The organism is Pseudorhodoferax aquiterrae, assembly GCF_014652235.1.
Lineage (GTDB): Bacteria > Pseudomonadota > Gammaproteobacteria > Burkholderiales > Burkholderiaceae_C > Pseudorhodoferax > Pseudorhodoferax aquiterrae.
The window spans coordinates 78,629-94,285 of record NZ_BMYK01000018.1; the positions used below are offsets into that span (position 1 = coordinate 78,629).

A 15,657-nucleotide genomic window follows, 5' to 3' on the forward strand; every position below is an offset into this window, starting at 1 on the left:
CGGGTTGCCCCAGGGCCGGCCTCAGCGCCCGCTGGCGGAGCGCTGGGTCGCGAAGGTCAGCTGCTGCAGGCCGGCGCGGCGTGCCGCGTCCATGGCCGTGACCACGGCCTGGTGCGGCGTGCTGGCATCGGCGCTGATCACGACGATGGGCTCCTGCACACCTTTGGTGGCGCCCAGCAGCGCCTGCACCAGCAGCTCCACGCTGCGGCCGTCCAGCGGCTGGCGGTCGATCGCGTAGCGGCCGTCCGCTGCGATGGACACCACCACCTCGCGCGGGCGCTCACGCTGCGCCTCGGCATTGGCCAGCGGCAGGCGGACCTGCAGCTCGGCGTACTTGCTGTAGGTCGTGGACAGCATCAGGAAGATCAGCACGACCAGCAACACGTCGATGAACGGGATCAGGTTGATCTCGGGCTCTTCCGTCCCGCGGCGGCGGAAGTTCATGCGCTCTTGCGCAGACCGTTCAGATGGCGGGCGAAGCGCTCGCCCGCCAGTTCCAGCGTCAGCAGGTAGCCATCGACGCGGGCGCGGAAGTAGCGCCAGAAGATCAGCGAGGGAATCGCCACGATCAGCCCGAAGGCGGTGTTGTACAGCGCGATCGAGATGCCCTGCGCCAGCTGGGCCGGGTTGCCGGCGCCGCCCGCGGTGGCACCGGACTGGGAGCCGAAGATCTCGATCATGCCGATCACCGTGCCCAGAAGGCCCAGCAGCGGCGCCGCCGAGGCGATGGTGGCCAGCGCCGTCAGGTATTTCTCGAGGCGGTGCGCCACGGCGCGGCCAGTGTTCTCGATGCTGGCACGCAGGTCCTCCTCGCTGCAGCGCGGATTGCTGTGCAGCGCCCGCAGCCCGCTGGCCAGCACTTCGCCCAAGGCGGAGTTCTGCGCCAGTTGCGTCACGATGCCCGGCTCGGGCACCGTCTTCTGCGACACCGTGATCGCCTCGTCCAGCAGCTTGGGCGGGACGATGCGCCGCGCGTTGAGGTTGATGAAGCGTTCGATGACCAGGGCCAAGGCCAAAACCGAGCACGCGATCAGAGGCCAGATGGGCCAACCGGCGGCTTGTATGATCGAAAACAAGAGCAAATCTCCCCTGGCAATGGAACGCCGCGCGGATTATGGCGCAGTGTTTTTCGCGCGCCCTGCGCGGTCGATGGCGCCAGCCCGGTCTGTCGGCGTCCGTCGGACAGTACCCACAGGACATGTGGATAACTTTGTGAAGAACTCTGCTTCTCGTGGCCCAAACCCAGCACTGGCGCGGCTCTTTGACACTCTGATTAAAACGCAGGCACAAAAAAATCCAATGAAATCAACGTGCTTTCACGTGAGTGCTGGACGGATCGGGCACTGCAGGGCCGCCGTGGCTCCCCTGCGCGGCGCTGTGGAATATTCGTCCCTTGAATGCTGTGCTGCAGCAAAGGCCGTCCCATGCACGCGCCCCTGAGGCCAGCAACGACGCCGCTGGTGTGGCAAGTCGGGGCGCTGTGCCGCGCCATTGCTGGGGCGCTGGAGCAGAAGTTCAATCCTGTCGCGGTCCGTGGCGAGATTTCGGGCTTCTCGCGCGCATCCAGCGGGCATTGCTACTTCCAGATCAAGGATGGGCAAGGCCAGATCCGCTGCGCGATGTTCCGCCGCGCAGCCGCGCTGGTCGATTTTTCGCCGCGCGATGGCGACCTGGTGGAATTGCGCGGCCGCCTGTCGGTGTACGAGGCGCGCGGCGACCTGCAACTCGTCGTCGAAAGCCTGCAGCGTGCGGGCGCCGGCGCGCTCATGGAGCAGTTCCTGCGCCTGAAAGCCCGGCTCGAGGCCGAGGGCCTGTTCGACGCCGCGCGCAAGCGGCCGCTGCCGGCGCTGCCGCGTGGCATCGGCCTCGTGACATCGCCGGGCGCGGCGGCCCTGCACGACGTGGTCACGGCGCTGCGTCGCCGTCTGCCGCATGTGCCGGTGCTGCTGGCGCCGGCCCTGGTGCAGGGCGCCGACGCGCCGGCCGACCTGGTGCGCGCGCTGCAGCGGCTGTATGCGCATGCCGGCACCGGCGCAGGCCAGCCGATCGATCTGATCCTGCTGGTGCGCGGCGGTGGATCGGTCGAAGACCTTTGGGCCTTCAACGACGAGGCGCTGGCGCGCTGCATCGCCCAGAGCCCGGTGCCGCTGGTCAGCGGCGTGGGCCACGAAACCGACTTCAGCATCGCCGACTTCGTGGCCGACCTGCGGGCACCCACGCCCACGGCAGCGGCGGAGCTCGCGGCGCAGCCGCGCGAGGTCTGGCTGGCCGTGCTGGACGGCATGGCCACGCGCTTGCACGATGCCGCCATGCGTGCGCTGGACCAACGCGCGCAGCGGCTGGACCAGGCTGCGGCCCGACTGGGCCGCCCGTCCCAGGGTGCGGGCCGCCAGCGTCTGCACCTGGCCCAGCTCGAGCAACGCCTGCGCCACGGCCTGTCTACGCAGCTGGCGCAGCGGCGCCACCGGCTCGAGGTGCAGCAGCCGCGGCTGCAGTCCGCCATCCAGGGCCGGGTGCAGCAGGCGCGCCAGGCATTGGCCCATGCGGCACGCGGACTCGAGCTGCTGGATCCGCGCGTGGTGCTGCAGCGCGGCTACACCTGGCTCACGGACGCAGCCGGCAGCACCGTCACCAGCGTGGCGCAGTTGCCCGACGGCGCGGCCGTGCGCGCTACCCTGGCCGACGGCGAGGCCGATCTGCAGGTGACGAAGACCCATCGCGTTTAATTCCTACAATGCCCCGTCCGACCAGACCCCATCATTTCTCCAACCCACTCACGAGGAAAAAACATGGAACACAAGCTGCCTGAACTGCCGTACGCCATCGACGCGCTGGCGCCGCACTACTCCAAGGAGACCCTGGAGTACCACCACGGCAAGCACCACAACGCCTACGTCGTGAACCTGAACAACCTGCAAAAGGGCACGGAGTTCGAGAACATGACGCTCGAAGAGATCGTCAAGAAGTCCAGCGGCGGCATCTACAACAACGCAGCCCAGATCTGGAACCACACCTTCTTTTGGAACTGCATGAAGCCCGCCGGCGGTGGCGAACCCAGCGGCAAGCTGGCCGACGCCATCAACGCCAAGTGGGGCAGCTACGCCGCCTTCAAGGAAGCCTTTGTCAAGTCCGCCGTCGGCAACTTCGGCTCGGGCTGGACCTGGCTGGTCAAGAAGGGCGACGGCTCGGTCGACATCGTCAACACCGGCGCTGCCGGCACGCCGCTGACCACCGCCGACAAGGCGCTGCTGACCGTCGACGTCTGGGAACACGCCTACTACATCGACTACCGCAACCTGCGTCCCAAGTTCGTAGAGACCTTCCTCGACAAGCTCGTGAACTGGGAATTCGCGCAAGCCAACTTCGCCTGAGCGCGAGCACCGCGACGGTGCGAACGCAAGCCCCGCACCGCGGGGCTTCTTTTTTGCTTGCACGCAGCCATCCAGCCAACGCGCCTGCACCATGAGCGAACTGCAACCCGCCGACATCTACACCGAACCGCATCCGGTCGACTTCGACACCCTGGCCAACCTGGGGCCGCTGCGCGCCATGGCCGGCGTCTGGGAGGGCACGCGCGGCCTGGACGTCAAGCCCAAGGCCGAGGGCCCGAAGAAGCAGGCCTATGTGGAGCGCATCAGTCTGCAGCCCATCGACCCCGTGACCAACGGGCCGCAGCTGCTGTACGGGCTGCGCTACCACACGCACATCACCAAGCCTGACCAGGTGAAGACCTACCACGAGCAGGTCGGCTACTGGCTCTGGGAGCCGGCCACCGGGGCCGTGGTGCACACGCTCACGATCCCGCGCGGACAGACCGCGATGGCGGCTGGCACCGCCGCGCCCGACGCAACCCGCTTCACGCTGCAGTCGACGCAAGGGCACGAACATTGGGGCATCTGCTCGACGCCCTTTCTCGAGACCAACTTCCGCACCGTAGGCTTCACGATCACGGTGCAGATCCACGAGGACGGCAGCTGGGGCTACGAAGAGGACACGGTGCTCATGATCCGTGGCCAGGACCAGCCCTTCCACCACACCGACCGCAATCTGCTGCGGCGCGTGGCGGCGCCCACGCCGAACCCGCTCGTGCGGCCGGCATGAAGGACTAGATCCTGCCCATCAGCAGCAGGATCACGACGACCAGCACCACCAGGCCCAGACCGCCGCTCGGGACATAGCCCCAGTTGCGGCTGTGCGGCCACGAGGGCAGCGCACCGATCAGGAGCAGGATCAGCACGATCAGGAGAATCGTCGAAAGTGTCATGGCCATCCCTCAGGTTGTTGTGATGGAGCGATCGTCCGCGCGGCCATGGCCGGTGTCGGCAGGTGCCGGGCGCGACAGCCGGTGAGGGTTTTCCTACGGTGGGCGCCAGCGCTTCTTCCCTAGAGTGCGGCGACTTCCATTGCCCCCGACGAGGAGACAGACCATGACCGATCGCCGCCTGTTCCTGGCCCGCACCGCGGGCGCTCTGGCCGCCGTGGCCGCGCCCGCCGTGTTGCGCGCCCAGGCCTATCCAAGCCGGCCGATCCGCTACATCTGCCCCTGGCCCGCGGGCGGCTCCACGGATGCCGTGATCCGCTCGCTGGCCGAGAGCGCCGGCCGCACGCTGGGCACCAGCATCATCGTGGACAACAAGCCCGGCGCCGGCGGCACGCTGGGCGCCATCGAACTCGTCAACGCCAAGCCCGACGGCTACACGGTCTCGCAACTGCCGCACGGCGTGTTCCGCATCCCGCACATGCAGAAGGTGTCGTTCGACGTGCTCAAGGACTTCACCTGGATCGCCTGCCTCACGGGCTACACCTTCGGCCTCGTCGTGCCCGCCAGCTCGCCCATCAAGAGCATCCAGGACTACGTGGCCTATGCCAAGGCCAACCCCGGCAAGCTGACCTACGGCCACACGGGCGCGGGCACCAGTCCGCACCTGGCGATGGAGGAGTTCGCGCAACGCGCCGGCATCCAGCTCGTGAACGTGCCGTTCAAGGGCAATGCCGACAACATGCAGGCCGTGCTCGGCGAGCACGTGATGTCGGCCAGCGACGCCACGGGCTGGGGCCCGCATGTGGAAGCGGGCAAGTTGCGCCTCTTGGCCACCTACGGCAGCCAGCGCACCAAGCGCTGGCCCCAGGTGCCCACGCTGGACGAACTGGGCTACAAGACGGTGTCGGACTCGCCCTTCGGCGTCTGCGGCCCCAAGGGCATGGACCCGGCCGTCGTGCGCGTGCTGCACGACGCCTTCCGCAAGACGCTGGACGATCCGGCCGTGCTGGCCACCTTCGACAAGTTCGACCAGACCATCATCTACAAGAACACCGAGGACTACACGCGCTTCGCACGCGAAAGCTACGCGGCCGAGAAGGCCACGATCGAGCGGCTGGGCCTCGCCGCCAAGAGCTGATCAGAGCCTGGCCAGCCGGTCCAACGCGGTGCGCAGCGTGGCGTCTTCCTTGGCGTAGCAAAAGCGCACCACGCGCTGGTCGAAACCGTCGGCGTAGAAGGCCGACAGCGGAATCGCCGCCACGCCGATCTCGGTGGTCAGCCATTGGCAGAACGCGGCCTCGGGCAGGTCGCTGACGGCCGAGATGTCCACGCACTGGAAGAAGCTGCCTTCGCTGGGCAGCAACTCGAAGCGCGTCCTGGCGAGCCCGGCGCGGAACAGGTCGCGCTTGGCCTGGTAGAAGCTGGGCAGCGCGAGGTAGCGCTGCGGCTCGGCCATGTAGCGCGCCAGGCCGTGCTGCACGGGCGTGTTGACCGTGAACACGTTGAACTGGTGCACCTTGCGGAACTCGGCCGTCAAGGCCGCGGGCGCCGCCACCACGCCGACCTTCCAGCCCGTCACGTGGTAGGTCTTGCCGAAACTGGAGACCACGAAGGCGCGCGCCGCCAGGCCCGGGAAACGCGCCGCGCTCTCGTGCGCGCGGCCGTCGTAGACCATGTGCTCGTAGACCTCGTCGCTGATCAGGAACACATCGGTGGGCGCCAGCAGTTCCTCGAGCTTGCGCATGTCCTCGGCCGACCAGATCGTCGCGCTGGGGTTGTGCGGCGAGTTGACGAGGATGGCGCGCGTGCGCGGCGTGATCGCCGCGGCGATCTTGTCGAAGTCCGGCCGGAAGCTGTGCGGCACCAGCGGCACGCGCACGGCCGTGCCGCCCGCCAGTTCGATGTTGGGGATGTAGCTGTCGTAGCAGGGTTCCAGCACGATGACCTCGTCGCCCGGCCGCACGATCGCCAGGATCGCGGTCAGGATGGCCTGGGTGGCGCCCGCCGTGATGGTGATCTCGTCGGCCGCGCTGTAGCGCTTGCCGTGCAGGGCTTCGATCTTCGCGCCCACGGCTTCGCGCAGCGCCGGTACGCCGGCCATGGGCGGGTACTGGTTCAGGCCCTCGCGCATGGCCTGGTCCACGGCATCGACGAGCAGCGCGTCGCAGGCGAAGTCGGGAAAGCCCTGGCCCAGGTTCACGGCGTTCTTCTCGGCCGCCAGGGCCGACATGACCGTGAAGATGGTGGTGCCGACCTTGGGCAGCTTGCTCTGGATCTGGGGGGTGCGGGGTGCGGTGGTCATCGGATGAACGCGTGGGGTGGGATCACAGCTCGTAATCGTTGGCATGGCCGGCCATGGCCTTGGCCACCAGGGTGCGGTCCAGCCGGTCGCTCAGCAACTCGGCGAAGCGGTAGACGAAGTTGCGCAGGTAAGCGCCGCGCTTGAAGGCCACGCGTGCCACGTTCATGCCGAACAGCTGGCCCATGGGGCGCGCGACGAGGTCGGTGCCCGTGTCGTCGCGCACCGCCATCTCGGCCACGATGCCCAGGCCCAGGCCCAGGCGCACGTAGGTCTTGATCACGTCCGAATCGATCGCCTCCAGCGCGATGCGCGGCGTCAGGTGGCGCTGCGCGAAGGCATGGTCCACGCGCGTGCGTCCCGTGAACGAGGGGTGGTAGGTGATGATGGGCTCGGCCGCGATGTCCTCCAGCGTGAGCCGCTCCTTGGCCGCCAGGGGATGGTCCTTGGGCAGCACCAGCACGTGCTGCCACTCGTAGCAGGGCAGGGTCAGCAGCTCGGTGTAGCTGGACAGCGATTCGGTCGCGATGCCGATCTCGGCCACCTCGTCGATGAGCATGCGCGCCACCTGGTCGGGCGCGCCCTGGTGCAGGCTCACGTTGACCTTGGGATAGGCCTCGCGCAGCTTGGCCACGGGCACGGGCAGCACGTAGCGCGCCTGCGTGTGGGTGGTGGCGATGGACAGCGTGCCGCTGTCCTCGGCGCTGAACTGTTCGCCGATGCGCTTCAGGTTGCCGACCTCGCGCATGATGAGCTCGATGCTGCGCAGCACGTGCTGGCCCGGTTCCGTGATGCGCTTCAAGCGCTTGCCGTGGCGCGCGAAGATCTCGATGCCGAGTTCTTCTTCGAGTTCGATGATCGCCTTGGAAACCCCGGGCTGGGAAGTGTGCAGGGCCTTGGCCGCCTCGGTGAGGTTCAGGTTGCGCCGCGCGGCCTCCTGGACGAAACGGAACTGGTGCAAATTCATAATGATTTCGCCTAACGACGAAATTCATTATGCCGCAATCATCTATAGAACTGCGATGGCTGCGAACAGATCGAGTGCGTCCGGGTGCTCGCCCACTGGCGGCAGCACCAGGATGTTGAGCGCAGGGCAGCGTGCTTGCAGATCGCGCACCAAAGCGGGGAGGTCCTCGCGCGCGTGGCGCCCCATTCCCAGGAACATGGGCAGCACGCGCAACTCGGTCACGCCCAGCGCCACGAGCTCGGCGCTGGCACTTGCGAAATCCGGCGTGCACAGCTCGAGGTAGGCGCAGCGCACGGCCGGCGCCCCGGGCCGCGCCGCGATGCGCGCGGCCACGGCCTCGATGGGCGCACGCCAGGCCGGGTCGCGCGAGCCATGGCCGAACAGCAGCACGCCCTTCATCGCCGCAGCACCAGCCAGCCGAACGCGCCGAGCGAGATCGCGCTGTAGATCAGCCCCGGCGCGGCCGCGGTCAGCCACGGCTGCCAGTTCTGCAGGTTGCCGATGTAGCCGAACACGTTGTTGAGCAGGAAGAAGCTGATGCCGGCCATCACGCCGCCGAACACGTAGCCCGCGATGCCGGTGTTGCGAAAGTGCAGGTAGGCGAAGGGCAGGGCCAGCACCACCATCACCACGCAGCTGATCGGGTAGAACACCTTGCGCCAGAACTCGATCTCGAAGCGCTGGGCCGATTGCTGGTTGGCGTTCAGGTGCTGGATGTACTGGAACAGATCGATGGTGCGCATGCGATCGGGCTTGAGCAACGCGGTGGTGACCATCTCGTAGGTGATGCCGGTGGGCCATTGCAAGCTGGGCAGGCGCTCGCGCTGAACGCTCGCCTCGTCGCCGGCATGGCGGTAGGTGGTGCGCTGCACGCCCTCCAGTTCCCAGCCCCCGCTGGCGAAGCGGGCGCCTTCGGCCTGCAGGGCCGAGCGCAGGGTGTTGCGGCCGTCGAACTCGAAGATGCGCACGCCCTGCATCTGGCCGGCCGGCGTCAGCGCGGCCACATTGACGGCATAGGAATGGTCGCGCTGCCCTTCCTTGAGCCAGGCGCCGGTCTGGCCGATCGTGATGCGGCCCTGGTAGCGTGCCTTGAGCAGCTGCGCCATGCGGTCCGAGGCCGGCGCCACATAGTCCCCCACGGCGAAGGTCAGCAGCACGAAGCCCAGGCCCAGCGCCACCAGCGTGCCGAGCGCGCGCCAAGGCCCCAGGCCGCTCGTGCGCAGAATGGTGTATTCGGAGCTCTGGGCGAAGCGCGCCATCACGAAGATGGTGCCGATCAGAAGCGTGATGGGCAGCAGCTCGTACAGATGGTTGGGCACCAGCAGCGTCACGTACAGCAGCGCGTGCGTGAGCTGGTAGCCGGCGGCGCCGTACTTGCCGATGTCCGACAGCTCGTCGACGAAGTCGAAGAAGAAGAACAGCGCCAGGAAGCCCAGCGTGACGAAGCCCACGGCCGTCAGCTGCTCGCGGTAGATCAGGCGGCGGATGGTTTTCATGTGGCTTGCGCGGCGTCGGGCAGGGCGCGGCCGCGGCGCAGCCAGGCCAGCAGGCTGAAGCGGTGGTGCCGCTGCGCCAGCGCCAGCAGCGCCAGCAGCAGCACGCCGCCATGCACGAGCACGACGAAGGTGGCGAAGCCGACGCGGCCGCTGGCGATCCAGCTCTGCCCTAGGTTGATCAGGTTGTAGTAGGCGACGAAGGCGAACAGCGACAACACGAGATTGCCGCTGCGCGCCGAGCGCGGGTTGCCGCTGGACAGCACCAGCGACAGCAGCAGGAAGTTGAAGGCCGCGATCGCGAAGCCGATGCGCCATGAGAGCTCGGCCTGGTTCACGGGCGTGGGCTCGGCCAGCAACGCCATGGTCGACAGCGTGCGCGGGTTCACGCGCTGCGCACCGCCGGTGGTGCTCTCGCCGATGCGCGTGCCGTATTCCTGGAACTCGGTGATGCGCAGCGATTCCTTGCCGTTGGTGGTCTCCAGCCGCTGGCCTTCGGTCAGCAGCACGAAGCGGTCGTCACCGCGGATCTCGGTGCGGGCCGCGCGGGCCGAGGTCACCGATTCCTTGCCCGCATCCTGCGCGGACATGAACACGTTGTTCACGTTCATCGCGTCCGGCGAATCCTTGTCGACGAAGAACACGCGGCTGCCATCGGCCGACTCCTGGAACTGGCCCGGCGTCACGCGCTCGACATCGCTGCGCTGCTCGAAGCGCGTGCGCAGTTCCTGGATCTGCTGGTTCGACCAGGGCCAGACGATGAGGGCCATGCTGGCCACCACCAACAGCATCGGCCAGGCGAAGCGCAGCAGCGGCACGAACAGCCTGGCCGGGCCCTGGCCTGCGGTGAACCAGATCACCATCTCGCTGTCGCGGTACATGCGCGAGAGCGTGGCCACGCAGGCCACGAACAGGCTTAGCGTGAGGATGGTGGGCAGGTGGCCCAGGATGGTGTAGCCCAGCACCTGCAGCACGTCCGAGGGGTTCACACGCCCACGCGAGGCCAGCCGCAAGGTGCTGATCAGCAGCATGGTCATCACGATGGTGATGAGGGCGACGAAGGTCGCGCCAAAGCCCCTGGCCAGCTCCTTGCGTAGGGAGGAATGGAATAACATCGCCAGCCAAAAAAAGGCTGGATTATGAACTTCGAACTCAAGTCCCTCGACGCAGCGGGCTGTGCCGCCGCCAAGTGCGACGCACTGTTGGTGCTGGTGCCCGAAACCCCGGCGACGGGCACGGATGCACTGTCCGGCTGGATCGCGCAGGCGCGCAAGTCCGGCGATGTCGACGGCAAGGCAGGCAAGACCCTGGCCCTGTACCAGCCGCAGGGCGTGGCTGCCACGCGCGTGGTGCTGGCCGGCAGCGGCGACGGCAGCGCGCGCACCGTGCGCCAAGCCGTGCTGGCCGGCATGGGCACGCTGCGCCAGGCCAAGCGCCTGGTGCTGTGCTGCGCCGGCCCCTGGACCGAGGCCGCGCTGCGTGCGGCCATCGCCGCCGTGGCCGACGCCAGCTACGTCTACACCGCCACCAAGTCCAAGCCCGAGCCGCGCAAGCTGGCCCAGGTCGTGGTGGCCGTGGCCGAGGTCGCCAAGGCGCGCGCCGCGTTCGACCAGGCCGTCGGCCTGGTGGCCGGCGTGGAGTTCGCCAAGGAATGGGGCAACCGTCCCGGCAACCACGCCACGCCCGCACTGATCGCCAACGCCGCCAAGTCGCTGGCGCGCCATCCCGGCATCACCTGCGAGGTGCTGGGCCCACGCGAGGTGGCCAAGCTCGGCATGGGCGCCTTCATGGCCGTGGCCCAGGGTTCGGAGGAGCCGCTGCGCTTCGTGGTGCTGCGCTACAACGGCGCGGCGCGCGGTGCCGCGCCCACGGTGCTGGTCGGCAAGGGCATCAGCTTCGACACCGGCGGCATCTCCATCAAGCCGGCCGGCGAGATGGACGAGATGAAGTTCGACATGTGCGGCGCCGCCAGCGTGCTGGGCGTGTTCCGCGCGCTGGCGGAGATCAAGCCGGCCATCAACGTGGTGGGCCTGATCGCCAGCTGCGAGAACATGCCCGACGGCCGCGCCGTCAAGCCCGGCGACGTGGTGACCAGCATGAGCGGTCAGACCATCGAGATCTTGAACACCGATGCCGAAGGCCGGCTGATCCTGTGCGACGCGCTGACCTATGCCGAGCGCTTCAAGCCCGCCGCCATCGTCGACATCGCCACGCTGACGGGCGCCTGCGTGGTCGCGCTGGGCGGCGTGCGCAGCGGCCTATTCTCCAACGACGAGACGCTGGCCGCCGCGCTGCTGGCAGCCGGCGAGAGTGCGCTCGACCCCTGCTGGCGCCTGCCGCTGGACGACGACTACGCCGAGGGCCTGAAGACCAACTTCGCCGACGTCGCCAACGTGGCGGGCCGCGCGGGCGGGGCGGTCACGGCCGCCAAGTTCCTGCAGCGCTTCGTCGGCACGCGTGCCTGGGCTCACCTGGACATCGCCGGCACGGCCTGGAAGGGCGGTGCCGCCAAGGGCGCGACCGGCCGCCCGGTCGGCCTGCTGCTGGCCTACCTGCTGGAGCAGGCCGGCGCGACAGCCGCCGCCGCACCCAAGGCCGCGGCCCGCAAGCGCAGCGTCAAGACCTGAGCAGCCGTGAGCGGGAGCCATCCGCGGGCATGACCGAGATCGCCTTCCACTTCAACGCCCCGGACAAGCTGGCCTACGCCTGCCGGCTGCTGCGCAAGGCCGTGGCGGGCGGTGCACGCACCGTCGTGAGCGGACCGGACGACATGCTGGCCCGGCTGGACCAGCAGCTGTGGACCTTCTCGCCGCTGGACTTCGTGCCACACGCCCTGCTGGGCACCAGCCCGGCGCGCGTGCTCGGGGCCTCGCCCGTGGTGCTGGCCGTGGACGTGCTGCAGGCCCCTGCGCTGCCCGTGCTCGTCAACCTGGGCGGCCTGGTGCCGGCCGGCTTCGAACGCTTCGAGCGCCTGATCGAAGTGGTCAGCAACGACGAAGAAGACCGCTCGCTCGCACGCGGGCGCTGGAAGCACTACGTGGCGCGCGGCTACGCCATCGTGCGGCACGATCTCGAACTCAAGGAGTGAGCCATGAGCGATGTGCCGCGCGTGCCGCCGCGCTATGTGCCGGTGCTGACCGAGGTGGTCGGTGCCGCGGCGCGCGTGGAGCCGGTTGCGCCGGTCCAGCCCATGCCCCAGCCGCGCCTTGCGCCACCGCCGCCGTCCGCGCCGCTCGATGCGCAGGCCTTGCAGGACCAAGTGCTGCACCGGGTCATGCAGCGCGTGGACCTGGCGCTCGAGCAGCAACTGCACGATGCCGTGGCCAGCATGGTGCTGCAGCACACGCACGCGCTGGTGCCGCGGCTGCGCGAGGAGATCGAGTTCGTCGTGCGCCAGGCCGTCGCCGAGGCCGTGGCTGCCGAACTCGCCCAGCGTCCACCTGCGTGAAACCCCTAGTGGCGTTTGTGCCGATCGGTTCGATCGGGCCCGCAAATTGCATACCGCAAGCGGTATAAACCTGTTCTCTCGTTTTTCCCTGTCTGGAGGAATCTTATGCAGTTGAAATGGACCGCTGTCGCCCTGGCCGCCATGGTGCTCGTTGCGTGCGGCAAAAAGGAAGAACCGGCGCCAGCGCCCGCATCTGCGCCCGCTGCGGCCGCTCCCGCTGCCGCACCTGCCGGCGAGACGGTCACCGTCCGGATCGGCCACGTCGGCCCGACCAGCGGCCCCATCGCCCACCTGGGCAAGGACAACGAGCTCGGCGCCCGCATGGCCATCGAGGAACTCAATGCCGCCGGTTTCAAGATCGGCGACAAGGTCGCCAAGTTCGAACTGCTGGCCGAAGACGATGCGGCCGATCCCAAGCAAGGCACCTCGGTCGCCCAGAAGCTCGTGGACAGCAAGGTCCATGGCGTGGTCGGCCACCTGAACTCGGGCACCACCATCCCGGCCTCCAAGATCTACAGCGACGCCGGCATTCCGCAGATCTCGCCGTCCGCGACGAACCCCAAGTACACGCGCCAGGGCTTCAAGACCGCTTTCCGCGTGGTGGCCGATGACGTGCACCTGGGCAGCACGCTGGGCAAGTACGCCGTGGGCGAACTGGCCGGCAAGTCGGTCGCGGTGATCGACGACCGCACGGCCTACGGCCAGGGTGTGGCCGAGGAATTCGAGAAGGCCGTCAAGGCCGCCAATGGCAACCTGATCGGCCACGAGTTCACGACCGACAAGTCGACCGACTTCAACGCCATCCTGACCAAGCTCAAGGGCGCCAAGCCCGACGTGCTGTTCTACGGCGGCATGGATGCCGTGGCCGGCCCGATGCTGCGCCAGGCCAAGCAGCTGGGCCTGAACGTCAAGTTCATGGGCGGCGACGGCATCTGCACGAACGAGCTCTCCAAGCTGGCCGGCGACGCAATGGCCGACGGCCAGGTCGTCTGCGCCGAAGCCGGTGGCGTGGACGGTGACCTCAAGCCGGGCCTGGACAAGTTCAAGGCCGACTTCCAGCAGAAGTTCAACGTGGACGTGAAGCTGTATGCCCCCTATGTCTACGACGCCGTGAAGGTGCTGGCCACCGCCATGCAGAAGGCCGGTTCGCCCGAGCCCGAGAAGTACCTGCCCGAGCTCGCCAAGATCGAATACAAGGGCATCACCGGCAACATCGCCTTCGACGAGAAGGGCGACATCAAGAACGGCGCGCTGACGCTGTACACCTACAAGGGTGGTGCGCGCGAGCAGCTGGCCGTGGTGCGCTGAAACCGAGCCGCACCGCAAGCGACAAGGGGCCTTCGGGCCCCTTGTCTTTTTGGTGCTCAGGGCGCGGGCCGCAGCCGGCGCGGATCGAGCGCCGCGGCCAGGCGGGCCGGCACGGGCAGCGGCTCGCCGTGCAGGCGCGCGGCGATCAGCTCGGCGGCCAGCGGCGCCAGCGTGAGGCCGCGCGCGCCCAGCGCGGTCAGCACCCACAGGCCGTCGGCCCAGGGGCCGGCCAGCGGCAGCCGGTCGGGCGAAGCGCAGCGCACGCCGGCCCAGGCCGCCGGGGCGGGACCTTCGGCGATCGCTTGGGCCGTGGCCGGCAGCAGCACCTGCAGCCGCGCGAGGTTGTAGCGCTGCTCGTCGTCGCGCAGCTCGGTGGCCGTGTCGCCGCGCACGAAGCTCGAACCGCTGAGCCAGATGGGCCCTTGCGCACTCGGCACGCCCGGAATGAAGTGGCCATGGCCGTTGACCGGCATCGCCGGCACCGGCAGCGCGGGCGGACAGGGGCCCAGGCTGATTTGCCCGCGCACGTTCTGCAGCCCCTGCATTGCCAGCAGGGGTGCGCTGCCGATGCCGGCGGTCACGACCAGCAGCGGCGTGCGGTGCTGCACTTGGCCTTGGGCGTCATGCAGCGACCAGCCCTGGGGCGTGGCCTGCACCCGGCTGGTGCGGCAGCCGCCCCGGAAGCGGATCGCCGGATGCGCGAGCAGGGTCTGCACGAGCCGGCCCGGGCGCACCCAGCCGGCCAGGGCATGCCATTGCGCGGCGCTGTCCGGTGGCAGGCCCGCGGCCTGCAGCCGGTCCGGATCGGCAGCCGCGCTGATCAGGTCGTCGGCGCCGGCGAGCGGGCGCGCGCCGCGCAGGCGCCGCTCCAGCACGCCCGTGAGCGCGTAGTCCTCGCCTGCACGCAACACGGTCTGCAGCAGATGCGCGGTGCAGCGCGCGCCGGCACGCGAGAGCTGGGTGGGCAAGGTGTCGCTGGCCGCGTCGTGCGGCGAGAACAGGCCAGCCGGCAGGCCGGAGGCACCCGCGGCAGGCGCCTCGCCCGCGTCCAGCACCAGCACCTGCCAGCCGCGTTCGGCGAGTTCGCGCGCCACGCAGGCGCCGGCCAGGCCGGCGCCCAGCACCGTGCAGTGGCCGGGCCGGGCCACCGGGACGTCGTCCGGCCAGGCTTGCGGGCGCAGCCGGGGTGTCCAGGCTGGCGCATAGGTTGCTTCCAGCCGGTCGCGCTTGGGCGGCACACCGGCCACGCGCTGCACCGCGAAGCCGCATTGCGCGAGGCCGTCGCGCACGGCGCGTGCAATGCTCCAGGTCGCCAGCCGCGTGCCGTGGCGGCAGCAGCGGGCCACGGCCTTGAGCGTGTCCAGGCTCCAGATGTCAGGATTGCGCGCCGGACTGAAGCCGTCGAGGAACACCGCATCGGCCCGGCACCGCAGTTCGCGCAGCATGGGCTGCGCCTCGCCGATGGCCAGCGTCAGCAGCACGCGGCCCTGTTCCAGCCGCAGCCGGTGCACGCCGGGGCGCAGGCCCGCGTACTGGGTGGCCAACGCGTCGGCCAGCGGCTGCAGTTCGGGGAAGGCGGCGGCACTGCGGCGCAGGTCCTCGGCCGACGCGGGATAGGCCTCGACCGAGACGAAGTGCAGCCGCGCGGGGCGCTCGGGGTCGGCGCGCCAGGCGGACCAGGCCGCCAGGAAGTTCAGGCCCAGGCCGAAGCCGGTCTCCAAGATGGTCCAGTGCGGCTGCCCTGCCCAGGCCTGCGGCAGGCCGCAGCCGTGCAGGAACACACCGAAGGCCTGCGCCAGTCCGGCTTCGGAGCGGTAGCGGTCACCGAAGCGCGGGTTGTAGGGAGCGCCATCGGCCAGCCATTCGATGGGCTCGTCCACG

Annotated in this window: 17 protein-coding genes; 8 read left to right on the top strand and 9 right to left on the bottom strand. The window is 69.0% G+C overall.

All coding sequences use genetic code 11. From position 1 onward, the window contains the following. Nucleotides 1-21: 21 nt before the first annotated feature. Nucleotides 22-444 (bottom strand): ExbD/TolR family protein, encoded by a 423-nt coding sequence (locus tag IE209_RS22785; protein ID WP_189689203.1) that lies wholly within the window; start codon nt 442-444, stop codon nt 22-24. Continuing rightward, entirely contained in the window at nt 441-1,076 is a 636-nt protein-coding gene (locus IE209_RS22790; protein WP_189689257.1) for a MotA/TolQ/ExbB proton channel family protein, read from the bottom strand. Before IE209_RS22790 ends, IE209_RS22785 begins: the two co-directional genes overlap by 4 nt. A 348-nt stretch (nt 1,077-1,424) precedes the next feature. Here IE209_RS22790 and xseA point away from each other — a divergent pair, with 348 nt between their 5' ends. From xseA to IE209_RS22805, 3 genes are all read left to right on the top strand, one after another. Next, on the top strand, nt 1,425-2,726 hold the full coding sequence (xseA, locus tag IE209_RS22795) for an exodeoxyribonuclease VII large subunit (protein WP_189689204.1): 1,302 nt from the start codon (nt 1,425-1,427) through the stop codon (nt 2,724-2,726). Between the two features lie 63 nt (nt 2,727-2,789). After that, nucleotides 2,790-3,371, top strand: coding sequence for a superoxide dismutase (locus IE209_RS22800; protein ID WP_189689205.1), 582 nt, complete (start codon nt 2,790-2,792; stop codon nt 3,369-3,371). Between the two features lie 91 nt (nt 3,372-3,462). Beyond that, a complete protein-coding gene (locus IE209_RS22805) occupies nt 3,463-4,101 on the top strand; it encodes an FABP family protein (protein ID WP_189689206.1) in 639 nt (212 codons plus the stop codon). A gap of 4 nt (nt 4,102-4,105) precedes the next feature. Here IE209_RS22805 and IE209_RS22810 read toward each other — a convergent pair whose 3' ends face one another. Next, nucleotides 4,106-4,264 carry a DUF3309 family protein gene (locus IE209_RS22810; RefSeq protein WP_082551431.1) on the bottom strand — a complete coding sequence of 53 codons (159 nt, stop codon included), beginning with the start codon at nt 4,262-4,264 and terminating at the stop codon, nt 4,106-4,108. Between the two features lie 163 nt (nt 4,265-4,427). Between IE209_RS22810 and IE209_RS22815 the strand changes: the two genes are divergently transcribed. Next, nucleotides 4,428-5,399, top strand: coding sequence for a tripartite tricarboxylate transporter substrate binding protein (locus tag IE209_RS22815; protein WP_189689207.1), 972 nt, complete (start codon nt 4,428-4,430; stop codon nt 5,397-5,399). Here IE209_RS22815 and IE209_RS22820 read toward each other — a convergent pair whose 3' ends face one another. From IE209_RS22820 to lptF, 5 genes are read right to left on the bottom strand one after another with little or no spacing between them, the layout of a single operon-like run. Continuing rightward, on the bottom strand, nt 5,400-6,608 hold the full coding sequence (locus IE209_RS22820) for a pyridoxal phosphate-dependent aminotransferase (RefSeq protein ID WP_373305409.1): 1,209 nt from the start codon (nt 6,606-6,608) through the stop codon (nt 5,400-5,402). It abuts the gene before it with no gap. Continuing rightward, on the bottom strand, nt 6,586-7,527 hold the full coding sequence (locus IE209_RS22825) for a CysB family HTH-type transcriptional regulator (protein ID WP_189689209.1): 942 nt from the start codon (nt 7,525-7,527) through the stop codon (nt 6,586-6,588). Before IE209_RS22825 ends, IE209_RS22820 begins: the two co-directional genes overlap by 23 nt. Nucleotides 7,528-7,569: 42 nt before the next feature. Next, a complete protein-coding gene (locus tag IE209_RS22830) occupies nt 7,570-7,926 on the bottom strand; it encodes a sirohydrochlorin chelatase (RefSeq protein ID WP_189689210.1) in 357 nt (118 codons plus the stop codon). Then, complete coding sequence (gene lptG / locus IE209_RS22835; protein WP_189689211.1) at nt 7,923-9,023, bottom strand: LPS export ABC transporter permease LptG; 1,101 nt, start codon at nt 9,021-9,023, stop codon at nt 7,923-7,925. The genes IE209_RS22830 and lptG overlap by 4 nt, the downstream gene beginning before the upstream one ends. Continuing rightward, nucleotides 9,020-10,135: an LPS export ABC transporter permease LptF gene (lptF, locus tag IE209_RS22840; protein WP_189689212.1), complete on the bottom strand. Its 1,116-nt coding sequence runs from the start codon at nt 10,133-10,135 to the stop codon at nt 9,020-9,022. The genes lptG and lptF overlap by 4 nt, the downstream gene beginning before the upstream one ends. A gap of 24 nt (nt 10,136-10,159) precedes the next feature. On the opposite strand from lptF, the gene IE209_RS22845 reads away from it, so the two are divergent. The 4 genes from IE209_RS22845 to IE209_RS22860 all read left to right on the top strand — a co-directional run bounded on the left by IE209_RS22845 (nt 10,160) and on the right by IE209_RS22860 (nt 13,776). Next, nucleotides 10,160-11,647 carry a leucyl aminopeptidase gene (locus IE209_RS22845; protein WP_189689213.1) on the top strand — a complete coding sequence of 496 codons (1,488 nt, stop codon included), beginning with the start codon at nt 10,160-10,162 and terminating at the stop codon, nt 11,645-11,647. Nucleotides 11,648-11,676: 29 nt separating this feature from the next. After that, nucleotides 11,677-12,108, top strand: coding sequence for a DNA polymerase III subunit chi (locus IE209_RS22850; protein ID WP_189689214.1), 432 nt, complete (start codon nt 11,677-11,679; stop codon nt 12,106-12,108). A gap of 3 nt (nt 12,109-12,111) precedes the next feature. Continuing rightward, nucleotides 12,112-12,468 (top strand): hypothetical protein, encoded by a 357-nt coding sequence (locus tag IE209_RS22855; protein ID WP_189689215.1) that lies wholly within the window; start codon nt 12,112-12,114, stop codon nt 12,466-12,468. Between the two features lie 105 nt (nt 12,469-12,573). Further along, nucleotides 12,574-13,776 (top strand): branched-chain amino acid ABC transporter substrate-binding protein, encoded by a 1,203-nt coding sequence (locus IE209_RS22860; RefSeq protein ID WP_189689216.1) that lies wholly within the window; start codon nt 12,574-12,576, stop codon nt 13,774-13,776. Between the two features lie 56 nt (nt 13,777-13,832). Here IE209_RS22860 and mnmC read toward each other — a convergent pair whose 3' ends face one another. Then, nucleotides 13,833-15,656: a bifunctional tRNA (5-methylaminomethyl-2-thiouridine)(34)-methyltransferase MnmC2/FAD-dependent 5-carboxymethylaminomethyl-2-thiouridine(34) oxidoreductase MnmC1 gene (gene mnmC, locus IE209_RS22865; protein ID WP_189689217.1), complete on the bottom strand. Its 1,824-nt coding sequence runs from the start codon at nt 15,654-15,656 to the stop codon at nt 13,833-13,835. Between the last annotated feature and the right edge of the window lies 1 nt (nt 15,657).

Bases quoted from the DNA above. Each gene is read 5' to 3' on its own strand.
- IE209_RS22845 (WP_189689213.1), top strand. From the start codon at position 10,160: ATGAACTTCGAACTCAAGTCCCTCGACGCAGCGGGCTGTGCCGCCGCC.
- IE209_RS22830 (WP_189689210.1), bottom strand. From the start codon at position 7,926: ATGAAGGGCGTGCTGCTGTTCGGCCATGGCTCGCGCGACCCGGCCTGG.
- IE209_RS22785 (WP_189689203.1), bottom strand. From the start codon at position 444: ATGAACTTCCGCCGCCGCGGGACGGAAGAGCCCGAGATCAACCTGATC.
- IE209_RS22815 (WP_189689207.1), top strand. From the start codon at position 4,428: ATGACCGATCGCCGCCTGTTCCTGGCCCGCACCGCGGGCGCTCTGGCC.
- IE209_RS22825 (WP_189689209.1), bottom strand. From the start codon at position 7,527: ATGAATTTGCACCAGTTCCGTTTCGTCCAGGAGGCCGCGCGGCGCAAC.
- IE209_RS22855 (WP_189689215.1), top strand. From the start codon at position 12,112: ATGAGCGATGTGCCGCGCGTGCCGCCGCGCTATGTGCCGGTGCTGACC.
- IE209_RS22850 (WP_189689214.1), top strand. From the start codon at position 11,677: ATGACCGAGATCGCCTTCCACTTCAACGCCCCGGACAAGCTGGCCTAC.
- IE209_RS22860 (WP_189689216.1), top strand. From the start codon at position 12,574: ATGCAGTTGAAATGGACCGCTGTCGCCCTGGCCGCCATGGTGCTCGTT.
- IE209_RS22805 (WP_189689206.1), top strand. From the start codon at position 3,463: ATGAGCGAACTGCAACCCGCCGACATCTACACCGAACCGCATCCGGTC.
- lptF (WP_189689212.1), bottom strand. From the start codon at position 10,135: ATGTTATTCCATTCCTCCCTACGCAAGGAGCTGGCCAGGGGCTTTGGC.
- IE209_RS22810 (WP_082551431.1), bottom strand. From the start codon at position 4,264: ATGACACTTTCGACGATTCTCCTGATCGTGCTGATCCTGCTCCTGATC.
- lptG (WP_189689211.1), bottom strand. From the start codon at position 9,023: ATGAAAACCATCCGCCGCCTGATCTACCGCGAGCAGCTGACGGCCGTG.
- IE209_RS22800 (WP_189689205.1), top strand. From the start codon at position 2,790: ATGGAACACAAGCTGCCTGAACTGCCGTACGCCATCGACGCGCTGGCG.
- xseA (WP_189689204.1), top strand. From the start codon at position 1,425: ATGCACGCGCCCCTGAGGCCAGCAACGACGCCGCTGGTGTGGCAAGTC.
- IE209_RS22820 (WP_373305409.1), bottom strand. From the start codon at position 6,608: ATGCCAACGATTACGAGCTGTGATCCCACCCCACGCGTTCATCCGATG.